Origin of the sequence: Paenibacillus cymbidii (genome assembly GCF_004764705.1) — a bacterium.
GTDB classification, from domain to species: Bacteria; Bacillota; Bacilli; order Paenibacillales; family NBRC-103111; genus Paenibacillus_AN; species Paenibacillus_AN cymbidii.
This window is the reverse complement of sequence record NZ_SHLX01000050.1, coordinates 1-18,248: the sequence shown is the minus strand read 5'-3', so window position 1 is coordinate 18,248 and position 18,248 is coordinate 1. Positions and strand designations below refer to the sequence as shown.

Annotated in this window: 19 protein-coding genes; 16 read left to right on the top strand and 3 right to left on the bottom strand. The window is 58.8% G+C overall.

All coding sequences use genetic code 11. The features are described 5' to 3' along the window. Window positions 1-5 precede the first annotated feature (5 nt). The 10 genes from EXY20_RS36640 (at window position 6) to purD (ending at window position 10,800) form a co-directional block, all read left to right on the top strand. The gene (locus EXY20_RS36640) at window positions 6-890 is read left to right on the top strand and encodes a phosphoribosylaminoimidazolesuccinocarboxamide synthase (protein ID WP_135557395.1); all 885 of its coding nucleotides are present in this window, start codon (window positions 6-8) and stop codon (window positions 888-890) included. Window positions 891-998: 108 nt separating this feature from the next. Next, window positions 999-1,247: a phosphoribosylformylglycinamidine synthase subunit PurS gene (gene purS, locus EXY20_RS36635; protein WP_135557394.1), complete on the top strand. Its 249-nt coding sequence runs from the start codon at window positions 999-1,001 to the stop codon at window positions 1,245-1,247. Beyond that, window positions 1,248-1,940 (top strand): phosphoribosylformylglycinamidine synthase subunit PurQ, encoded by a 693-nt coding sequence (gene purQ, locus EXY20_RS36630; RefSeq protein WP_135557393.1) that lies wholly within the window; start codon window positions 1,248-1,250, stop codon window positions 1,938-1,940. It begins immediately after the preceding gene. Then, a complete protein-coding gene (gene purL, locus EXY20_RS36625) occupies window positions 1,918-4,164 on the top strand; it encodes a phosphoribosylformylglycinamidine synthase subunit PurL (RefSeq protein ID WP_135557392.1) in 2,247 nt (748 codons plus the stop codon). Before purQ ends, purL begins: the two co-directional genes overlap by 23 nt. Beyond that, window positions 4,146-5,627 carry an amidophosphoribosyltransferase gene (gene purF, locus EXY20_RS36620; RefSeq protein ID WP_135557391.1) on the top strand — a complete coding sequence of 494 codons (1,482 nt, stop codon included), beginning with the start codon at window positions 4,146-4,148 and terminating at the stop codon, window positions 5,625-5,627. Before purL ends, purF begins: the two co-directional genes overlap by 19 nt. A gap of 105 nt (window positions 5,628-5,732) precedes the next feature. Beyond that, the gene (gene purM / locus EXY20_RS36615) at window positions 5,733-6,776 is read left to right on the top strand and encodes a phosphoribosylformylglycinamidine cyclo-ligase (RefSeq protein ID WP_135557390.1); all 1,044 of its coding nucleotides are present in this window, start codon (window positions 5,733-5,735) and stop codon (window positions 6,774-6,776) included. Next, window positions 6,776-7,402, top strand: coding sequence for a phosphoribosylglycinamide formyltransferase (gene purN / locus EXY20_RS36610; RefSeq protein ID WP_135557389.1), 627 nt, complete (start codon window positions 6,776-6,778; stop codon window positions 7,400-7,402). Before purM ends, purN begins: the two co-directional genes overlap by 1 nt. A 23-nt stretch (window positions 7,403-7,425) precedes the next feature. Further along, entirely contained in the window at window positions 7,426-8,604 is a 1,179-nt protein-coding gene (locus EXY20_RS36605; RefSeq protein WP_235886378.1) for a phosphoribosylaminoimidazolecarboxamide formyltransferase, read from the top strand. Between the two features lie 166 nt (window positions 8,605-8,770). After that, entirely contained in the window at window positions 8,771-9,505 is a 735-nt protein-coding gene (locus EXY20_RS36600; RefSeq protein ID WP_135557387.1) for an IMP cyclohydrolase, read from the top strand. A gap of 32 nt (window positions 9,506-9,537) precedes the next feature. Further along, window positions 9,538-10,800, top strand: a complete 1,263-nt coding sequence (gene purD, locus EXY20_RS36595; protein ID WP_135557386.1) for a phosphoribosylamine--glycine ligase — start codon at window positions 9,538-9,540, stop codon at window positions 10,798-10,800. Window positions 10,801-11,031: 231 nt separating this feature from the next. Here the strand turns inward: purD and EXY20_RS36590 are convergent, their stop codons facing one another. Beyond that, the gene (locus EXY20_RS36590; RefSeq protein WP_135557385.1) at window positions 11,032-11,580 is read right to left on the bottom strand and encodes a hypothetical protein; all 549 of its coding nucleotides are present in this window, start codon (window positions 11,578-11,580) and stop codon (window positions 11,032-11,034) included. Between the two features lie 195 nt (window positions 11,581-11,775). Further along, window positions 11,776-12,240 (bottom strand): aminotransferase, encoded by a 465-nt coding sequence (locus EXY20_RS36585; RefSeq protein ID WP_135557384.1) that lies wholly within the window; start codon window positions 12,238-12,240, stop codon window positions 11,776-11,778. A gap of 263 nt (window positions 12,241-12,503) precedes the next feature. On the opposite strand from EXY20_RS36585, the gene EXY20_RS36580 reads away from it, so the two are divergent. The 4 genes from EXY20_RS36580 (at window position 12,504) to rlmD (ending at window position 16,408) form a co-directional block, all read left to right on the top strand. Continuing rightward, window positions 12,504-12,794, top strand: coding sequence for a YerC/YecD family TrpR-related protein (locus EXY20_RS36580; protein WP_135557383.1), 291 nt, complete (start codon window positions 12,504-12,506; stop codon window positions 12,792-12,794). 288 nt (window positions 12,795-13,082) lie between these two features. Next, window positions 13,083-13,949: a sirohydrochlorin chelatase gene (locus tag EXY20_RS36575; RefSeq protein ID WP_328592622.1), complete on the top strand. Its 867-nt coding sequence runs from the start codon at window positions 13,083-13,085 to the stop codon at window positions 13,947-13,949. Between the two features lie 51 nt (window positions 13,950-14,000). Next, window positions 14,001-14,930, top strand: a complete 930-nt coding sequence (locus EXY20_RS36570) for a diacylglycerol kinase (RefSeq protein WP_135557382.1) — start codon at window positions 14,001-14,003, stop codon at window positions 14,928-14,930. After that, window positions 14,927-16,408: a 23S rRNA (uracil(1939)-C(5))-methyltransferase RlmD gene (rlmD, locus tag EXY20_RS36565; protein ID WP_135557381.1), complete on the top strand. Its 1,482-nt coding sequence runs from the start codon at window positions 14,927-14,929 to the stop codon at window positions 16,406-16,408. The genes EXY20_RS36570 and rlmD overlap by 4 nt, the downstream gene beginning before the upstream one ends. Before the next feature lie 49 nt (window positions 16,409-16,457). Here the strand turns inward: rlmD and EXY20_RS36560 are convergent, their stop codons facing one another. Next, window positions 16,458-17,210 (bottom strand): hypothetical protein, encoded by a 753-nt coding sequence (locus tag EXY20_RS36560; protein WP_135557380.1) that lies wholly within the window; start codon window positions 17,208-17,210, stop codon window positions 16,458-16,460. Between the two features lie 395 nt (window positions 17,211-17,605). Here EXY20_RS36560 and EXY20_RS36555 point away from each other — a divergent pair, with 395 nt between their 5' ends. After that, a complete protein-coding gene (locus EXY20_RS36555; RefSeq protein WP_135557379.1) occupies window positions 17,606-17,983 on the top strand; it encodes a hypothetical protein in 378 nt (125 codons plus the stop codon). A gap of 39 nt (window positions 17,984-18,022) precedes the next feature. Beyond that, window positions 18,023-18,248: hypothetical protein (locus EXY20_RS39620; protein ID WP_207671398.1), on the top strand; the 226-nt coding region annotated here is incomplete at its 3' end.

Genomic DNA, 18,248 nt, shown 5'->3' with positions numbered 1-18,248 from the left:
CTCCGGTGAACAAAACCGTCGCGCTGGACACTGCCGCGCCGTACATCAAGGCGCCGCTCATTTACAAAGGCAAGGTTCGCGAGTTGTACGATCTCGGCGAGCACTACCTCATTGTCGTCACCGACCGCATCTCCGCCTTCGACTATGTGCTGAAGCCGGCCGTACCGGACAAAGGCAATGCGCTCAACATGCTCAGCCGCTTCTGGTTCGAGCAAACGGCGTCAATTCAGCCGAATCACGTCGTGCACGCCGACATCGAGAAGCTTGCCGGCATCGTCACCGAACCCGAGCTGCTCAAGAACCGGTTCCTGGTGACGCGCAAGGCGCAGCGCATCGACATCGAATGCGTCGTACGGGGCTATATTACCGGCGGAGGTTGGAGACAATACCAACAAACGGGAATGATCAACGGCATCCCGCTGCCCGCCGGCATTCGCAAGAACGAACGGTTCGCCGAGCCGCTCTTCACCCCCGCCGCCAAAAACGATGTCGGCCACGACGAAGACATCCCGTTCGAACGGATGAAGGAGCTGATCGGCGCCGAGCTCGCCGAAGATTTGCGCGCGAAGAGCCTCAAGCTGTACCAGTTCGCTCACGATTACTGCGAGAAACGCGGCATTATTTTGGCGGATACGAAGTTCGAGTTTGGGCTGATTGACGGTCAGGTCATTCTGATCGACGAGTTGTTCACGCCGGATTCGTCCCGCTTCTGGGCCAAAGAGAATTACGCGCTCGACACGGAAATCGACAGCATGGACAAGGAACCGGTGCGCACGTACCTCGCAAGCTCCGGCTGGGATAAAAACAGCGAACCCGATCCGCTGCCGGCAAGCGTCGTCGAAGCGACTTCGCAGCGTTATAACGATATTTTCCAACGATTGGCAAAATAGAGAAGCGTGCGAGCCTGCGAATTCGGAATGGAAATTGAAGGACCACTTTTCGTTAGAGGTGAGAGTTTAGCAAGCTAAACTCCCTATATTAGGAGGATGGATGAACCAATGATCAAGGCGACGGTTTACGTAACGATCAAACAGAGCGTGCTCGACGTGCAAGGCAATGCGGTGCAAGGAGCGCTTCACTCCATGGGCTTCAACGAAGTGGGCAAGGTGCGGATCGGCAAGTACTTGGAGCTGATTCTGAACACGACGGAACGTTCCGAAGCGGAGGCGCGCGTAAAGACGATGTGCGAAAAGCTGCTGGCCAACACGGTGATCGAAGATTACCGCTACGAATTGGAGGGAGCGTAAATGAACTTCGCGGTGCTCGTATTTCCGGGTTCGAACTGCGACATCGACTGTTACAAGGCAGTAGAGACGACGATCGGCGAGCCGGTGGAATACGTATGGCATACCAGCACGGATTTGTCGAAGTTCGATTGCATTCTCGTGCCGGGCGGATTCTCGTACGGCGACTACTTGCGCTGCGGGGCGATCGCCCGGTTCGCGCCGGTCATGAACGAAGTGGTCAAAGCGGCTGCCGCCGGCAAGTTCGTGCTCGGCATCTGCAACGGGTTCCAGATTCTGCTTGAGTCCGGCCTGCTGCCGGGCGCGATGCTGCGCAACAAGACCCTGAAGTTCCGCTGCCACTCCACGCTGCTGCGGGTCGAAAACAACCGGACCGCGTTCACGAGCGGCTACAAGCTTGGCGAAACGATCGACATTCCGATCGCGCACGGCGAAGGAAACTACTATTGCGACGAAACCACGCTGGCGAAGCTCAAGGCGAACGACCAGATCGTGTTCCGCTACGCGGGCAGCAACCCGAACGGCTCGGTCGACGACATCGCCGGCATCTGCAACGAGCGCGGCAACGTCGTCGGCATGATGCCGCACCCGGAACGGGCGGTGCATCAGTTGCTCGGCTCCGAGGACGGCAAGCGCATGTTCACATCGATTCTTAACACGTGGAGGGAGCAACATGGCGCAGCAGCTATCGGTTAAAGAGCCGACGAGCGAACAGATCGCGGAACAGAAGCTTTACAAACAAATGGGTGTGACCGACGACGAGTACGCCAAAATTTGCGGCTTCCTCGGGCGCAAGCCAAACTACGTCGAAATCGGCGTGTTCAGCGTCATGTGGTCGGAGCACTGCTCTTATAAAAATTCGAAACCGGTGCTGCGCCGCTTCCCGACTACGGGACCGCGCGTGCTGATGGGACCGGGCGAAGGCGCGGGCATCGTCGACATCGGCGACAACCAGGCCGTCGTATTCAAAATCGAAAGCCACAACCACCCGTCGGCGATCGAGCCTTACCAGGGCGCGGCAACCGGGGTCGGCGGCATTATCCGCGACATCTTCTCGATGGGCGCACGTCCGGTGGCGCTGCTTAACTCGCTCCGTTTCGGCAAGCTGACGAACGACCGGGTCAAATATTTGTTCGAGCACGTCGTCTCCGGCATCGCCGGCTACGGCAACTGCATCGGCATCCCGACGGTCGGCGGCGAAGTGATGTTTGACGAAAGCTACGAAGGCAATCCGCTTGTCAACGCCATGTGCGTCGGTCTTATCGATCATGATAAAATTCAAAAAGGCGTCGCCCGCGGCGTCGGCAACCCTGTTTTTTACGTCGGACCGGCTACCGGCCGCGACGGCATTCACGGCGCGACGTTCGCGTCGGAGGAGCTTACCGCCGAATCGGAAGCGAAACGCCCGGCCGTTCAGGTCGGCGATCCGTTCATGGAGAAGCTGGTGCTCGAAGCGTGCCTCGAGCTGATCGACTCCGGCATTGTCATTGGCATTCAGGATATGGGCGCGGCGGGGCTGACTTGCTCCAGCGCGGAGATGGCCAGCAAGGCCGGCAACGGCATGGAGCTGAACCTCGACGCGGTTCCGCAGCGCGAGGACGGCATGACTGCATACGAAATGATGTTGTCCGAGTCGCAGGAACGCATGCTGTTCGTCGTGCTGCCCGAGCATGAGGCGCAGGCCAAAGCGATTTTTGACCGGTGGGGCCTGATCTGCGCCAAAGTCGGCAAAGTAACGGACGACGGCCGGCTGAAACTGATCCACCACGGCGAAGTCGTCGGCGACATGCCGGTCACGGCGCTTGTCGACGAGTGTCCGGTATATAACAAACCTTCGAGCGTTCCGGCATACTATACAGCAGGAGCTTCCGTAGACACGACGCGGTATGCGGAAGTGAGCGATTTGACGGACGCTCTGAAGCGGGTGCTCGGCTCGCCGACTGTGGCAAGCAAGGAATGGGTATATAACCAATATGACTATATGGTGCGCACCAGCACCGCGGTTCTTCCCGGTTCGGACGCCGCCGTCGTGCTCGTGCCGGGCACGCGCAAGGCGCTGGCGATGACGACCGACTGCAACGGCCGGTTCGTGTACCTCGATCCGGAAGTGGGCGGCGCGATTGCGCTGGCCGAAGCGGCGCGCAACGTCGTTTGTTCGGGCGCCGAGCCGCTTGCGGTGACGGACAACCTGAACTTCGGCAGCCCGGAGAAACCGGAAATTTTCTGGCAGCTGGAAAAAGCGGTCGACGGCATGGCGGAAGCGTGCCGGCAACTGAATACGCCGGTAATCGGCGGCAATGTCAGCTTGTACAACGAAAATGCCAAAGGCGCGATTTACCCGACGCCGGTCGTCGGCATGGTCGGCCTTGTGCATGACGTCGATCATATTACAACGCAAGGCTTCAAGCACGAAGGCGACGTCATCGTCCTGCTCGGCGACACGAAAGCCGAACTCGGCGGCAGCGAGTTCCAGTATGTGCTGCACGGCGTAACCGAAGGCCGTCCGCCGGCGCTTGACCTCGCCGTCGAGAAGCGCCTGCAGGGCGCCGTTCTTGCCGCGATTCAAGGCGGGCTCGTCGCTTCGGCGCACGACTTGTCCGAAGGCGGGCTTGCCGCCGCGCTGGCGGAGTCGTGCATCAGCGGCCGCAAAGGCGCCGCCGTCGACTTCAAGACCGACCTGCGCGCCGACCACGCGCTGTTCAGCGAAAGCCAGTCGCGCATCCTGCTCAGCGTCCGGCCGGAACAGGCCGCCGCGCTGCAGCGGCTGATGCAGGAGCAAGGCGTGCCGTGCCGGACGATCGGCACGGTGCAAGGAAACGAGCTTATGATTCGCATAAACGGACAACCGGCCATCCAGTCAGCTGTGGAACCACTAGAAAAGGATTGGAAGGATGCGATTCCATGTCTGATGAACGCCTGATTCGTGAGACACTTTGGACCGGCGATTACTACAACCAGGGCGCCGATAACGCGTTTTTCGACAAGCTCAAGGAGGAATGCGGCGTCTTCGGCGTGTACGGCCACCCGGAGGCGGCTGCCCTTTCCTTTTACGGTTTGCACGCGCTGCAGCACCGCGGCGAAGAAAGCGCGGGCATCTGCACGTCGGAAGGAAGCGGCGAGTTCCATTACCATCGCGGCATGGGACTCGTCAAGGAAGTGTTCGACAACGCGACGATCCAGCGGTTGAAAGGTTCGATCGGCATCGGGCATGTCCGCTATTCGACCTCCGGCGAAAGCAAGCTGCAAAACGCCCAGCCGCTCGTATTCAAGTACAAGGGCGGCGAGCTTGCGATCTGCACGAACGGCAACATCGTCAACGCCGGCGAAATTCGCCGGGAGCTCGAGGAGCAAGGCTCGATCTTCCAGACGACGAGCGACACGGAAGTGGTCATCCATCTGATCGCGCGCTCGAAGCACGACGACATTGCGCTGGCCGTCAAGGAAGCGCTGGGCCGTATTGTTGGCGGTTTTGCGTTCCTGATCATGATCAACGACATGCTGTTCGTCGCCCAGGACCCGAACGCGCTTCGTCCGCTGTCGATCGGCAAGCTCGGCGCCGCTTACGTGTTTGCGTCGGAGACGTGCGCCTTCGAAACGATCGGGGCCGGGTACATGCGCGACCTCAAGCCGGGCGAGTTGCTCATCATTGATAAATACGGCATGAAGGAAGACCGTTTCGCCGTATCGCCGCGCCGGGCTCATTGCGCCATGGAATTCATTTATTTCTCCCGCCCGGACAGCGATATCGACGGGATCAACATTCATTCCGCGCGCAAGCGGATGGGGGCGGAGCTGGCGAAGGAATCGTTCGTCGACGCGGACGTCGTTACCGGCGTGCCGGATTCGAGCATTTCCGCGGCGATCGGCTTCGCCGAACAGACGGGCATTCCGTACGAGCTCGGCCTGATCAAAAACCGCTATACCGGCCGCACGTTCATCCAGCCGAGCCAGGAGCTGCGCGAGCGCGGCGTCAAGATGAAGCTGAGCGCGGTGAGAAAGGTCGTCGAAGGCAAACGCGTCGTCATGATCGACGACTCGATCGTGCGCGGCACGACCAGCTTGCGCATCGTCAACATGCTGCGCGAAGCCGGGGCCAAGGAAGTTCACGTGCGCATCAGCTCGCCGCCGTACAAAAATCCTTGCTTCTACGGCATCGACACGCCGAACCGCGGCGAGTTGATCGCCTCGAGCAAGTCGATCGAAGAAATCCGCCAGGCGATCAATGCGGATTCGCTTCACTTTTTGACCAAGGAAGGAATTCTGGAGGCGATCGGCCGGCCCGCGCTGGAGTACAACCGCGGCATGTGCATGGGCTGCTTCGACAACGAATACCCGACCGTGGTGCACGACGAAGAAGCGGCTGCCGCGGGCTGCGGCTGCTGATTTTACGATGAAGGCTGTTAAATTAAGATTATGCTTCCGATGCAAGTTTTTGCTCGCAAAGCAGTGTGTTCGGGAAGCATCGCAAAACCTTTAGGAGGGTATCCAGTGTCGGAAGCTTACAAACAAGCGGGCGTCGATATCGCCGCTGGCAACGAAGCCGTCAAGCGCATGAAGAAGCACGTGAAACGCACGTTCCGCCCCGAAGTGCTGACCGAACTGGGCGGCTTCGGCGCACTGTTCGGCCTGAACAAGGACAAGTACGAGGAGCCGGTGCTCGTGTCGGGCACGGACGGCGTCGGCACGAAGCTGAAGCTGGCGTTCCTGATGGACAAGCATGACACGATCGGCATCGACGCCGTCGCCATGTGCGTCAACGACGTGGTCGTGCAAGGCGCGGAGCCGCTGTTTTTCCTCGATTATCTCGCTACCGGCCGCATCGTGCCGGAGAAAATCGAAGCGATCGTCGCCGGCATCTCCGAAGGCTGCGTGCAATCGGGCTGCGCCCTGATCGGCGGCGAAACGGCGGAAATGCCGGGCATGTACGCCGATGGCGAATACGATATCGCCGGCTTTACGGTCGGCATCGTCGACAAGAAAAAAATTATCGACGGCCGTTCGATCCGCCCCGGCGACGCGGTGCTTGGCCTGGCGTCTAGCGGCGTGCACAGCAACGGGTTTTCGCTGGTGCGCCGCTTGCTGCTGGAGCAAAAAGGCTATAAGCTGGATCGGCATATCGAAGCGCTCGGCGAACGCACGCTGGGCGAAGTGCTGCTTGAACCGACCCGCCTGTACGTCAAGTCGGTGCTGGCGCTGATCGACAAGGTGCAGGTCAAAGGCATGGCGCATATTACGGGCGGCGGCTTCCTGGAAAATATTCCGCGCGTGCTGCCGGCCGGCGTGAACGTGCAGATCGACTACGGCTCGTGGCCGATTCTGCCGATCTTCGAACTGATGCAGAAGGACGGCAATATCAGCAACAACGACATGTTCCGCACGTTCAACATGGGTATCGGCATGGTCGTCATCGTGCCGGCCGAACAGGCGGAGGAAGCGCTGGCGCTGGCAAGCAGCCTGGGCGAGCAGGCTTACCGCATCGGCACCGTAACCGAAGGCGAGCAGGTCGTCACCTTTAACGGAGCGGTGGTGTAATGGATCCGCTCCGCATTGCGATATTCGCTTCCGGCAGCGGAAGCAACTTCCAGGCGATTGTCGACGCGGTAACGGCCGGCAAGCTGGAGGCGACGGTCGAACTGCTCGTCTGCGACCGTCCGAAAGCGCGCGTCGTCGAGCGGGCCGGCCGCGCAGGCATTCGCGCGCATGTGTTTCGCCCGAAGGAGTATGCGAGCAAGGAAGCGTACGAAACGGAAATCGCCGCACTGCTGGCGGAGCTCGGCGTCGAGCTGATCGTGCTGGCAGGCTACATGCGCATCATCACCGATACGCTGCTGGCGCCGTACGAAGGCCGGATGATCAACGTGCATCCTTCGCTGCTGCCGGCCTTTCCCGGCGTCAATGCGATCGGACAAGCATGGGACCACGGCGTGAAGCTGACCGGCGTCACGGTGCATGTGGTCGACGGCGGCCTGGACAGCGGTCCGATCATCGCCCAGCGCGCCGTGCCGATCCGCGAGGAAGACACGCTCGAAACGCTTGAGGCGGCGATCCATGCCACGGAGCACGAGCTGCTGCCGCAGGTGATCGGCTGGATCCAGGCGGGCCGCGTCCGGCTCGATGGCCGGCATGTGCGGATCGAAGAAGCAACCAAACCCCAATAAGGACAAGGATGGAATCGAAACCGATGAGCGAGAACACCGAACTGCTCCTGCGTTACGGGATGAATCCGCACCAGAAGGAAGCGAAGCTGTCGAACGGCGGCCGCCCGCTGCCGATCAAGGTGCTGAACGGCGAACCCGGCTTCATCAACCTGCTCGACGCGCTGAACGCGTTCCAGCTCGTGCGCGAGCTGCGCCTGGCGACCGGGCTGCCGGCTGCCGCTTCGTTCAAGCATGTCAGCCCGGCCGGCGCCGCCGTATACGCGCCCATGAGCGACACGCTGAAGAAAGCTTACTTCGTCGAAGGACTCGACCTGTCGCCGCTGGCGACCGCCTATGCGCGCGCCCGCGGCGCGGACCGCATGTCGTCGTTCGGCGACGCCGCCGCGCTTAGCGACGAAGTCGACGCTTCCACCGCGCAGCTGCTGAAGCGCGAAGTGTCCGACCTCGTCGTGGCGCCAAGCTACTCCGAAGAGGCGCTGGCGATGCTGAAGGCGAAGAAGGGCGGCAAGTACTTGATTCTGCAGATCGACCCGGACTATGTGCCGGACGAGATCGAGACGCGCACCTTGTTCGGCCTTACGATGCAGCAGCAGCGCAACAACGGCGTGCTGGACGGCACATCGTTCGAGAAGATCGTGACGAAGAACAAGGAGCTGACCGAAGAAGCCAAGCGCGACATGCTCGTGGCGCTCATCACGCTCAAATATACGCAGTCCAACTCGATCTGCTACACGCAGGGCGGGCAAACGATCGGCATCGGCGCCGGCCAGCAGTCGCGCATCCACTGCACGCGGCTGGCGGGCGACAAGGCCGATCGTTGGTACTTGCGCCAGCACCCGATTGCGCTCGGCATGAAGTTCCGCGAAGGGCTCGCCCGCGCGGAGCAGAACAACGCGATCGACCTGTGGCTCGAAGAAGAGCTGACGCCGGTTGAGCAGGCGACGTGGGAGAAGGCGTTCGCGGAAGTGCCGCCGCGGCTGACGCGCGAGCAGAAGCGCGAGTGGCTGAGCGGTTTGCAAGGCGTAGCGTACGGCTCGGACGCGTTCCTGCCGTTCCGCGACAACCTCGACCGCGCCAGCCGCAGCGGCGTCAAATACGTTGTGCAGGCAGGCAGCTCGATGCGCGACGAAGAAGTCGTGCAAGCGGCGGACGAGTACGATATGGTCATGTGCTACTCCGGCGTTCGGCTGTTCCATCACTAAAATTCACAGCGGCCACGGATCGCCCGGCCTTCCTTTGGTAAGGCGGGACGATTCGCGGCCCTCTTTTCGACAGAAAGATCGCGTTTTGGGGCCCTCGCAAAGTACCTGAAAACGCATCGAAGAATAAACTCCACTTTGTGGGGATTCTTAGAGAGGGGCAACGGTTTTGTCATCGACATGGAGCGCGCAAGCGCAAAGCAGCCTGGAGCGGCTGGCAAGCAACGCGTACCCGGGACGCGGCATCGTCATCGGCTTGACGCCGGACGGCACGCGACTCGTGCAAGTGTACTGGATCATGGGGCGCAGCGAAAACAGCCGCAACCGCATCTTCGTCCGCGAGGACAACGGCTTCGTTCGCACGGAAGCGGCCGACCCGGCCAAGCTTTCCGATCCTTCGCTGATCATTTATTACCCGGTGCGTCATACCGGACGGTCGCATATCGTAACGAACGGCGACCAGACGGACACGATCCACGAAGCGCTGACGGCCGGCGGCACGTTCGAGGACGCGCTGACGACGCGCACCTACGAGCCGGACGCGCCGAACTACACGCCGCGCATTTCCGGTCTTGTCGAGCTTGGCAACGAGCACTGCGCGTACAAGCTGTCGATTCTCAAGTCGCTGCACAACGATCCGGTGCAGACGCAGCGCCACTTTTTTCATTATGAGCATGGCATTCCCGGCTTCGGGCACCTCATTCATACGTATCAGGGAGACGGCAGCCCGCTGCCTTCGTTTGCCGGCGAGCCGGTGCTCGTGCCGCTGCACGACACGATCGAAGCCAACGTGGAGACGTACTGGAGCCGCCTGAACGAAGAGAACCGCATTTCGCTGCTGGTCAAAACGATCGATCGCCAAAGCGGCGCCGCAGACATTCGCATCGTCAACAAACTGGCGTAACCTTGCGCCCAAGCAGGAACGGAGGAAGCCAAGTGCGTGTTATGGTAGTGGGCAAAGGCGGGCGCGAGCACGCGATCGTGTGGGCGCTGTCCAAAAGCCCGAAAATCAGCCAACTGCTCTGCGCTCCCGGCAACGTCGGCATGCGCGGTTTGGCCGAACTCGTGCCGATTCAGGAGCATCAATTCGACGAACTTGCCGTCTTCGCAACCGAGCGGAAGATCGATCTTGTGGTGATCGGTCCGGACGATCCGCTGGCGGCGGGCATCGTCGACCATCTGGAATCCGCAGGGCTGCGCGTATACGGCCCGCGCAAAAACGCTGCCATCATCGAAGGCAGCAAAGTATTCACGAAAGATCTGCTGCACAAATACAACATCCCGACCGCCGCTTACGGCTCGTTCGACAACTACGAAGAAGCGCTGGCATATGTCCGCAAACAGGGTGCGCCGATTGTGATCAAGGCCGACGGACTGGCCGCGGGCAAAGGCGTCATCGTTGCGCAAACGCTGCAGGAAGCCGAAGCGGCGCTCGCCGAAATTATGGTCAGCAAGGCGTTCGGCGCTTCCGGCAACAGCGTGGTTGTCGAGGAGTTTCTGCAAGGGCAGGAAATGTCGCTGCTGGCGTTCGTCGACGGCGTTACGGTTCGGCCGATGGTGCCGTCGCAGGACCACAAGCCGGTGTTCGACGACGACAAAGGGCCGAACACGGGCGGCATGGGCACGTATTCGCCGCTGCCGCATATTCCGCAGTCGGTCGTCGACGAGGCGATCGCCACGATCGTGAAGCCGACGGCGGAGGCGATGGTGGCCGAAGGCCGGCCGTTCCGCGGCGTGTTGTACGCCGGGCTAATGCTGACGGCGCAAGGGCCCAAGACGATCGAGTTCAACGCCCGTTTCGGCGATCCCGAAACGCAGGTTATTTTGCCGCGGCTGGAGACCGATCTGCTCGACATTTTCCTGGCGACGCTGGACGGCACGCTCGGCGAGCTCGACATTCGCTGGAGCGAAGAAGCGGCGGTATGCGTGATTCTGGCATCGGCCGGCTATCCGGCGTCTTCGACGAAGGGCGTCGCGATCGAAGGGCTTGACGCGATTGGAGATCGTGCGCTGGTGTTCCACTCCGGCACGGCCGAAAAGGACGGCAAGCTCGTCACGAACGGGGGCCGGGTGCTCGGCGTCGTCGGGCGCGGCCGCGACATCGCCGAAGCCCGCGAGCGCGCTTATGCCGCCGCGGCCGATATTCATTTTGAAGGCAAACATAACCGTACCGACATTGCGCGCAAAGCGCTCGTCTAGAAACAACAAAAGGACCGCCCGGTTCGTTATCCCCGGTTGCGGTCCTTTTTCATTTGATCAGCAGCGTATCCCGATGCTTGTATACATACCAGCTTGCCGCCGCCGCCCCGACGAGCAGCGACAGCGACAGCCAATGGCTGCGCACAAAATCCAGTACATGGTGCATCAACTCGCGGACCTCCTATCCGGTACCGTCGTTCGGTACGAATAGTGTCCCCTTCCGGCGCCGGATTAGTCCTTCGTCAAGCTCCATGCCGTTGGGTCGAGCACGTCGTCGCGGATCAGCCCGCCCGTCTTGAAGTCGAACCAGAACACCCGGTGGCGCACCGACTTGTCCTGCGCGAACCAGACGATTTTGCCCGAGTTGTAGTCGTAAGGCGCCACGAACAAATACTGGATCTCGCTCTCCGGCACGTTATCCGCCGCCAGCTTGGCCACAATTTGCTCGCGCGGTACGCCGTCTTTGGCCAGGATCGTGCCGAGGTTCTCGATCTTCTTGTCTCTGCCGGTCAGCCAGACGAATTTCTCCGCTCCGGCGCTGTCGGTGCCGGTGACGATCATGTACGTCGGGCCGCTGGCGACGACCGATTCCGTGCGGGTCACGGAGGCGAGCAACTGATGCTCCTGCACGTAAGCGCGCGCCGCGGCGTCGGACGGCACCGGGCGGCCCAATTTCGGTTCGTTGCGGTTGCCTATTCCATATACTTGCAGAAACACAACCCCTGTCGTGACGCCAAGCACGAGGATGAGGATCAGCAGCGCTTTCATATTTTTGCTCATGGGGATGGATGATCTCCTTTCGAAGCTTGTCCGGTTCGCGCCCTGCGCAACACCTGCCGAACAGTCCCATTGTAGCAAACGCGCCCGACGGGTGACAAATGAACACTTTGCGGCAAAATCGTGTCGCTCCGCAAAGAGGCCGCCCTGCGAGGGGCGACCGTCTTTGGAAGAGGCGTTTGTGCGGGCGGCCTGCGGTCAGCGCCGTCTCGGACGTCCGCCGGTCCGGCCGGACGAATAGCCGGTGCGCCGCGGCCGGCTTCTTCTGCGCGCTGTCGATACGCCTTTCGTCGCCGCTTTGGCGCTTCCGAACGAGGATGCGAGCAGCCGCAGCATCGGCGCCATCTGCTGGATGCTGGAGAACACCTTCTGCATTTTCGACACCGTGCCGATGATGCCTTCGATGCCGCCCAGCCGGTCGATCATGCCTTTGATTTGACCGATGTTGAACGACGAACCCGTGCTGCCGCCCGCTGCCGCTCCGAGGCCCGTACCGGGGTTTCCCGACGGGACGATCGACTGACCCGGATATTCGCCGAAGCCGCCGAACGGAGCGCCTCCGCCCTGGAACAATCCGTCCGGAGGTCTGCCTCCGGGGAACGGATTGCCGCCGTACCCATCCGGCATAAATGCTCGCGTATAAGCCTGATCGTAAGGTTTCACTGGATTCACAACCCTTTTTTATTTATAATCTATGTCATAGGCGGATGGCATGATTGGACGTTTGTCACGATTATTGGGCGAGCGGGCAGAGAGAGGCGCCCATTTTGCCGCCGGCCGCGACGAATGGCACCCGGATGATTTAGCATGGTAACGCGGAAAACGTTTACCGTTCTGCTCATGTAAAGCAGGAAACGGTTTCAACGATGTCGAATGATAGTGGGCAAGTAAGACACACAACAGACAGGATCAGGGGTTGATACGACTTGCAGCTGAAGAAGTTGAACGATAAAGCGATCGATCAGTTGTTCGAAGCGGTGTTGACGCTGAAGGACGTGGAAGAATGTTACGTGTTTTTTGACGACTTGTGCACGGTGAACGAGATTCAATCGTTGTCGCAGCGGCTCGAAGTGGCGCGCATGCTGCGCAAGGGCAATACGTACAATCAGATCGAAGCGGAAACCGGAGCCAGCACGGCGACGATTTCCCGCGTCAAGCGCTGCCTGAACTACGGCAACGACGGCTATAAGCTGGCGCTCGAACGGCTCGGCCGGTAAATCAACCCATCCGCTTGCGGTTTCGCGAATCCTGCTCTAGGGCGTGTTTGAGAACTCCGAAGGAAGCAAATTGTGCCGAATTTTTGTTCCACGCAAGGAAGTTTTGCGCAGGCTTACCGGGGGTAAGTCAAGCAAATCTGACGCAGCAGGGGGCGAAAAGGCGGTGCAAGATGCCCCTGAGCGGGTTTTTAAACACGCCCTAGTCGTAGAGTAGGATTTTTGCGTCGGGGCGGTCGTCGGGGCGTAATTGACTTTACGATTGCGATTCGGTAGCATGGGAGTTACATGATGAAACTGGGCTGGGAAAAAGATAAGACTCTTCGCCGCGGCGCCCTTAGCGGGCTGTCGCCGACGCTGTATGGAGGTGTCGTCGTGCCCCGATATGGCGTTCTGACGATCAGCCACGGTTCACGCAGCAAGGAATGGGTGGAGCTCGTCGATGGCGCGGTTGACGGGATGCGGGAGCCGGACGGCGTGCCCGTGTATTCCTCGTTTCTGGAGTTGGTGGACGGACGGCTCATCCAGGATGGGATCGATGCGCTGGAGGGGCAGGGCGTGACGGATTTGCTCGTCATTCCGCTGTTCCTTTCGTCCGGCAGCACCCATCTCGACGAAATCGGCTATGCGCTTGGCGTTACGGCGTCGCCGAAGCTGGAGACGGATTTGCTGCCGTTTCGGCGGCGGGCTCGCGTCCATTGGGGGGCGCCGATCGATGGCTGTCCAACGATCGCGCGGATCGTCTGCGAACATATTCGAGACTTGTCGCTCGATCCGGCGAACGAGGCGGTGCTTGTCGTCGGCCACGGCAGCGACAAGCCGGGGTTCCGCGAGCGCTGGCGCGACGGGCTGGACCGGTTGGCGGAGCAGGTGCGCGAGCTGGGCGGTTATGCCGTGGCGGAGGGAGCGATGCTGCTGCCGGACGAGGCGCCGGGCGTGCTGGCGCGTTGGCGTGCGGAATGGCCGGAGCGTGCCGTTATTGTGGCGCCGTTCTTTCTGAGCGGCGGGTATTTTTCGCAGCAAGTCGTTCCGCAGCGGTTGACCGGATATGAGTATCGCTATAACGGCAGGGCGCTGCTGCCTCATCCGCTGCTGTCGCGGTGGATGGAAGAGAGCGTCGCCTTGATGCTGGAAGCGGCGCAAGCCGCCGAACGCTAGGGCGTTCAGACACGCCCCGAGGCAAACATAAGTGAACGGGTGAACTTACGAATGGCCAAACGAGCAAGACTGATTTACAACCCGACCTCCGGCCGGGAAGAAATGAAGAAGCGGCTGCCCGATGTGCTGCAGCGTCTGGAGCGGGGCGGTCTGGAGACGTCCACGCACGCGACAATCGGCGAAGGCGACGCCACCCTTGCCGCGGCGGATGCGGTGCAGCGGGGGTTCGACCTGATTATCGCCGCGGGCGGCGACGGTACGTTGAACGAAGTGATCAACGGCATGGCGGAGAAGCCGAACCGGCCGCCGCTCGGGATTATGCCGCTGGGGACAACGAACGATTTTGCCCGGGCGCTCAATATCCCGAAGAAGTGGGAAGCGGCTTGCGACATCATCATCAAACAATTCACGCGCACGATCGACGTCGGCAAAATGAACCACAAATACTTCATCAACATCGCCGGCGGCGGTTCGATGACCGAACTTACATACGAAGTGCCCAGCAAGCTGAAGACGATGCTCGGCCAGCTCGCTTATTATATGAAAGGACTCGAGAAGCTGCCGCGGCTGCGGCCGATCGAGGTGTACATCAAGTCGCCGCAGATGGATATGCACGAGGAAGTGATGCTGTTCCTGCTTGCGAACAGCAACTCCGTGGCCGGCTTCGAGAAGCTTGCGCCGGATGCGAGCCTGAACGACGGCTTGCTCGACGTTGTCATTCTGAAGAAGTGCAATCTGGCCGACTTCGTCCGGATCGCCAGCGCGGCGCTGCGGGGCGACCATTTGAACGACCCGCACATCATTCACTTCCAGACGAGCCAACTGCAGGTAACGTCGCCCGACTACGTGCAGATCAACCTCGACGGCGAATTCGGCGGCACGCTGCCGAGCGTCTTCAGCTTGCTCCCGTCGCACATCGACATCATCGTCGATGAATCGGGCAACTCCTCGTACCGCAAGCGGTCGGGAGGTTCGCGATGAGCGGGGGTGGCGGCGGCAAGGGCAAGAAGGGACGCGGCGGTCTGGGCGGGAAAAGCAGAGGACACGCTCCTGTTGCCAGCGCTCGCCTGGAGGGGCTTCCTGTCGAGGAGCGCGGCGTGTACGAGGCGGAAATCATAGGCTTGAGTCACGATGGCGAAGGGGTGGGCCGTGCGAATGGCTTTACCCTTTTTATTCGGGGGGCCGTTCCGGGCGATCGTGTGCGAGTCCGCGTCACCAAGCTGAAAAAGTCGTTCGGCTATGCGGAATTGGTCGATTTGCTCGAACCAAGTCCGGACCGTGTGGCTCCTCCGTGCCCGATCTATGACGCTTGCGGCGGCTGCCAGCTGCAGCATCTCAGCTACGATGCGCAGCTGCGCTGGAAGCGTCAAACCGTCGTCGACAGCTTGACACGGATCGGCAAGTTTGCGGTGCGGGATGATGGCAACGGGGAGGGCATCGTCGTCCATCCGACATGGGGGATGGACGAGCCGTGGCGGTACCGCAACAAAGTGCAGGTACCGATCGGCGAGCGCGACGGCGGCCTGGTCGGCGGCTTCTACGCGCAGAACAGCCATGACATCATCGACATGGAGGCATGTCTCATCCAGCACGAGCAGGGCGACGCCGTGGTGAATGCGGTCAAAGCAATCGGACGGCGGCTGGGCATCGAAGCTTACAACGAAGCGACACATCGCGGCCTGCTGCGCCATGTCGTCGTTAAGGTTGGCTTCTCGACCGGCGACATTATGGTCGTTTTGATTACGAACGGCGACGTCATCCCGCATCGCGAATCGTGGATCCGTGGCATTCGCGAAACCGTTCCGGGCGTGCGCAGCATTTGCCAGAACGTAAACACGGAGCAAACGAACGTTATTTTCGGCGACGTTACCCGCGTTTTGTGGGGCGAAGCCTATATTTACGACTATATCGGCGATATCCGGTTCGCGATTTCCGCGCGTTCCTTTTTCCAGGTCAACCCGGTGCAGACGGAGAAGCTTTACCGGCAGGCGCTGGACTACGCCGCCCTTGGCGGCAGCGAAACCGTGATCGATGCCTATTGCGGCATCGGTACGATTTCGCTTTTCCTGGCGCAGCGGGCCCGCCGCGTCTACGGCGTCGAAATCGTCGGCGAAGCGATCGCCGACGCCCGCCGCAACGCCGCGCTGAATGGCGCCGGCAACGTCGACTTCGCCGTCGGCCGCGCCGAAGAAATTATCCCCGCCTGGCGCGAGCAGGGCATAGTGCCAGACGTCATCGTCGTCGACCCGCCGCGCAAAGGCTGTGAGCCGTCGCTGCTCGACACGATGCTCGCCATGCGCCCCGAGCGCATCGTTTACGTGTCGTGCAACCCCGCGACACTGGCGCGGGACTTGCGGCAGCTCGCCGATGGAGGGTACACGGTGAGAGAGGTGCAGCCGGTGGATATGTTTCCTTGGACGGTGCATGTGGAGTGTTGCTCACTGTTAGTTAGGAAGTAACACTAATAGTTATGAGATGTATTGGCGGGAAAAGAGTAAGGGGGGTCCCTTACTCTTTTATAATAATATTAGTCAAAAGGAAGTCATATTTTATTATCGGTTCATTAATTTTCTTATCGTTATTATTTTTCGTTTCTTCAATGTGGGACTTTAAATACTCATCTTTAACATTTTCTATAGATGTCAGACCTTTATCAGTTGATATGGTCTCTAATTTTTTGTATATTTCTTCAAGTCTTTGATTAAGAGTAGCTGTTTCTTCATCTATGCGTGTGCTTAGTTTCTTGAGTTTGTATTCATCTAGGTGAAACTTAATTTCTTTCATTAATGGCAAGGCGATGCTTATTCCTACTAAAATTTCTACTATATAAGGGCTGTTGTGTGAAAACTGTTTTAAGTCTAGAAACCTAGAATCACGTTTAGTTTTGTTAATATGATTTACACAAAGAATTTGCATTTGATTAGTATCAGGATGGTAAATACCCACCACAGGTCTTGAGTTACTGTTAAATTCGCGGAAAAATGCGGTAAAGTATTTAGATTCTAGTTTCTTGTATTTATCTTGTTTAAGCAATGAAAAGTTACTTTCAAAAAAACTATCACTTAGAATATCGACTTCAACTTGTTCCTTCTCAAATGTAGTAATTCTGTTTAGTACAGAGTTGTAGGTGTTTTCTATCTCTTCAATAGTTTCTTTTACTCCTCGTTTCTGTAAAGAGTGGAGAAATCCCTTGTAAATCAAGGTTTTAGTTTGCCGCGGCAGACGGGAGCCAAATAGCCTATGCTCCCACAAACGGTGCATTTGGAATGCGTAATAGTGCTACAACGAATCGATATCTAGAAGTCTTTTGTTTTCAGCATTCTGATTAAGGATTCCGTTGTTTTAGACGTGAATTTTGACATCGAGTGCGTAGATATGTTGGATTTATGAGAGTGAAATTTCAAAACGAACCAGAATTTTCAGAAGGATGCCGGTTCAATGGTATCCTTTTTCATATACAGATTCGTTCCGATTCTATAACGACCATAACGTACTGTGCTTAACTGGAAGTGCAAAGATTCATTCTTGCACTTAGTCCTGAAGCGTGCAAGGCGATCTTGCTTGCCCTGTATCGGTATCATGTACTGAGTCCTAAACAGCTTGCTGTGTTGCTCGGATACCAGCCAGCAAGAATTCATCGTGTTGGATCGTTTCTGATGAAACGGGAACTGATACGACCGATTAAGCTCCCATTTATACGTGGAAATACCATTGGATATTTATTGTGTCCTGCAGGAGCAAAAGAAGCCGCTTTTGCAGACGGTGATTATCGGACGTTTCAATCGCGAGTTTGGGGACAGATGCCTATACAATTGGAGCATAGCTACGGAACGAACGCATTCTTCATCCGTTCTATCGGGGATAGCTTATCCCGAAGCCATGAAGGCTGGGTGGAATGGTTGGGGACGCGTTATGCGGAGGAACGTTATGCTCGACTTGGGGACAAAGGGAAAAAACAGATGCCTTTGCGTCCTGACGGGATGGGGACGTTTCAATTGCCGAACGGGCAACGTCTCATTGTCTATCTTGAATAAGATACGGGAAGCGAAAGTTTATGGCGGGTACAAGATAAAATGTGGAATTACGGTTCCTTTATTCTTGATGTCTGGCAGCAGCCGGAACAGGTAAACGTAGTGATTGTTACCCGCGGCAGGCTACGCGTCGGGAGATTGTGTATTTCGTCAAGCAAAAATCCCCCAAATAATCGTGCATTTTTCCCCATCATAATCGTGGGGATTTTTCCACCAACCGAGCCTAAAAATCAGGCTCGGTCAGCTTACGGTAAAGCGTTAAATTGCC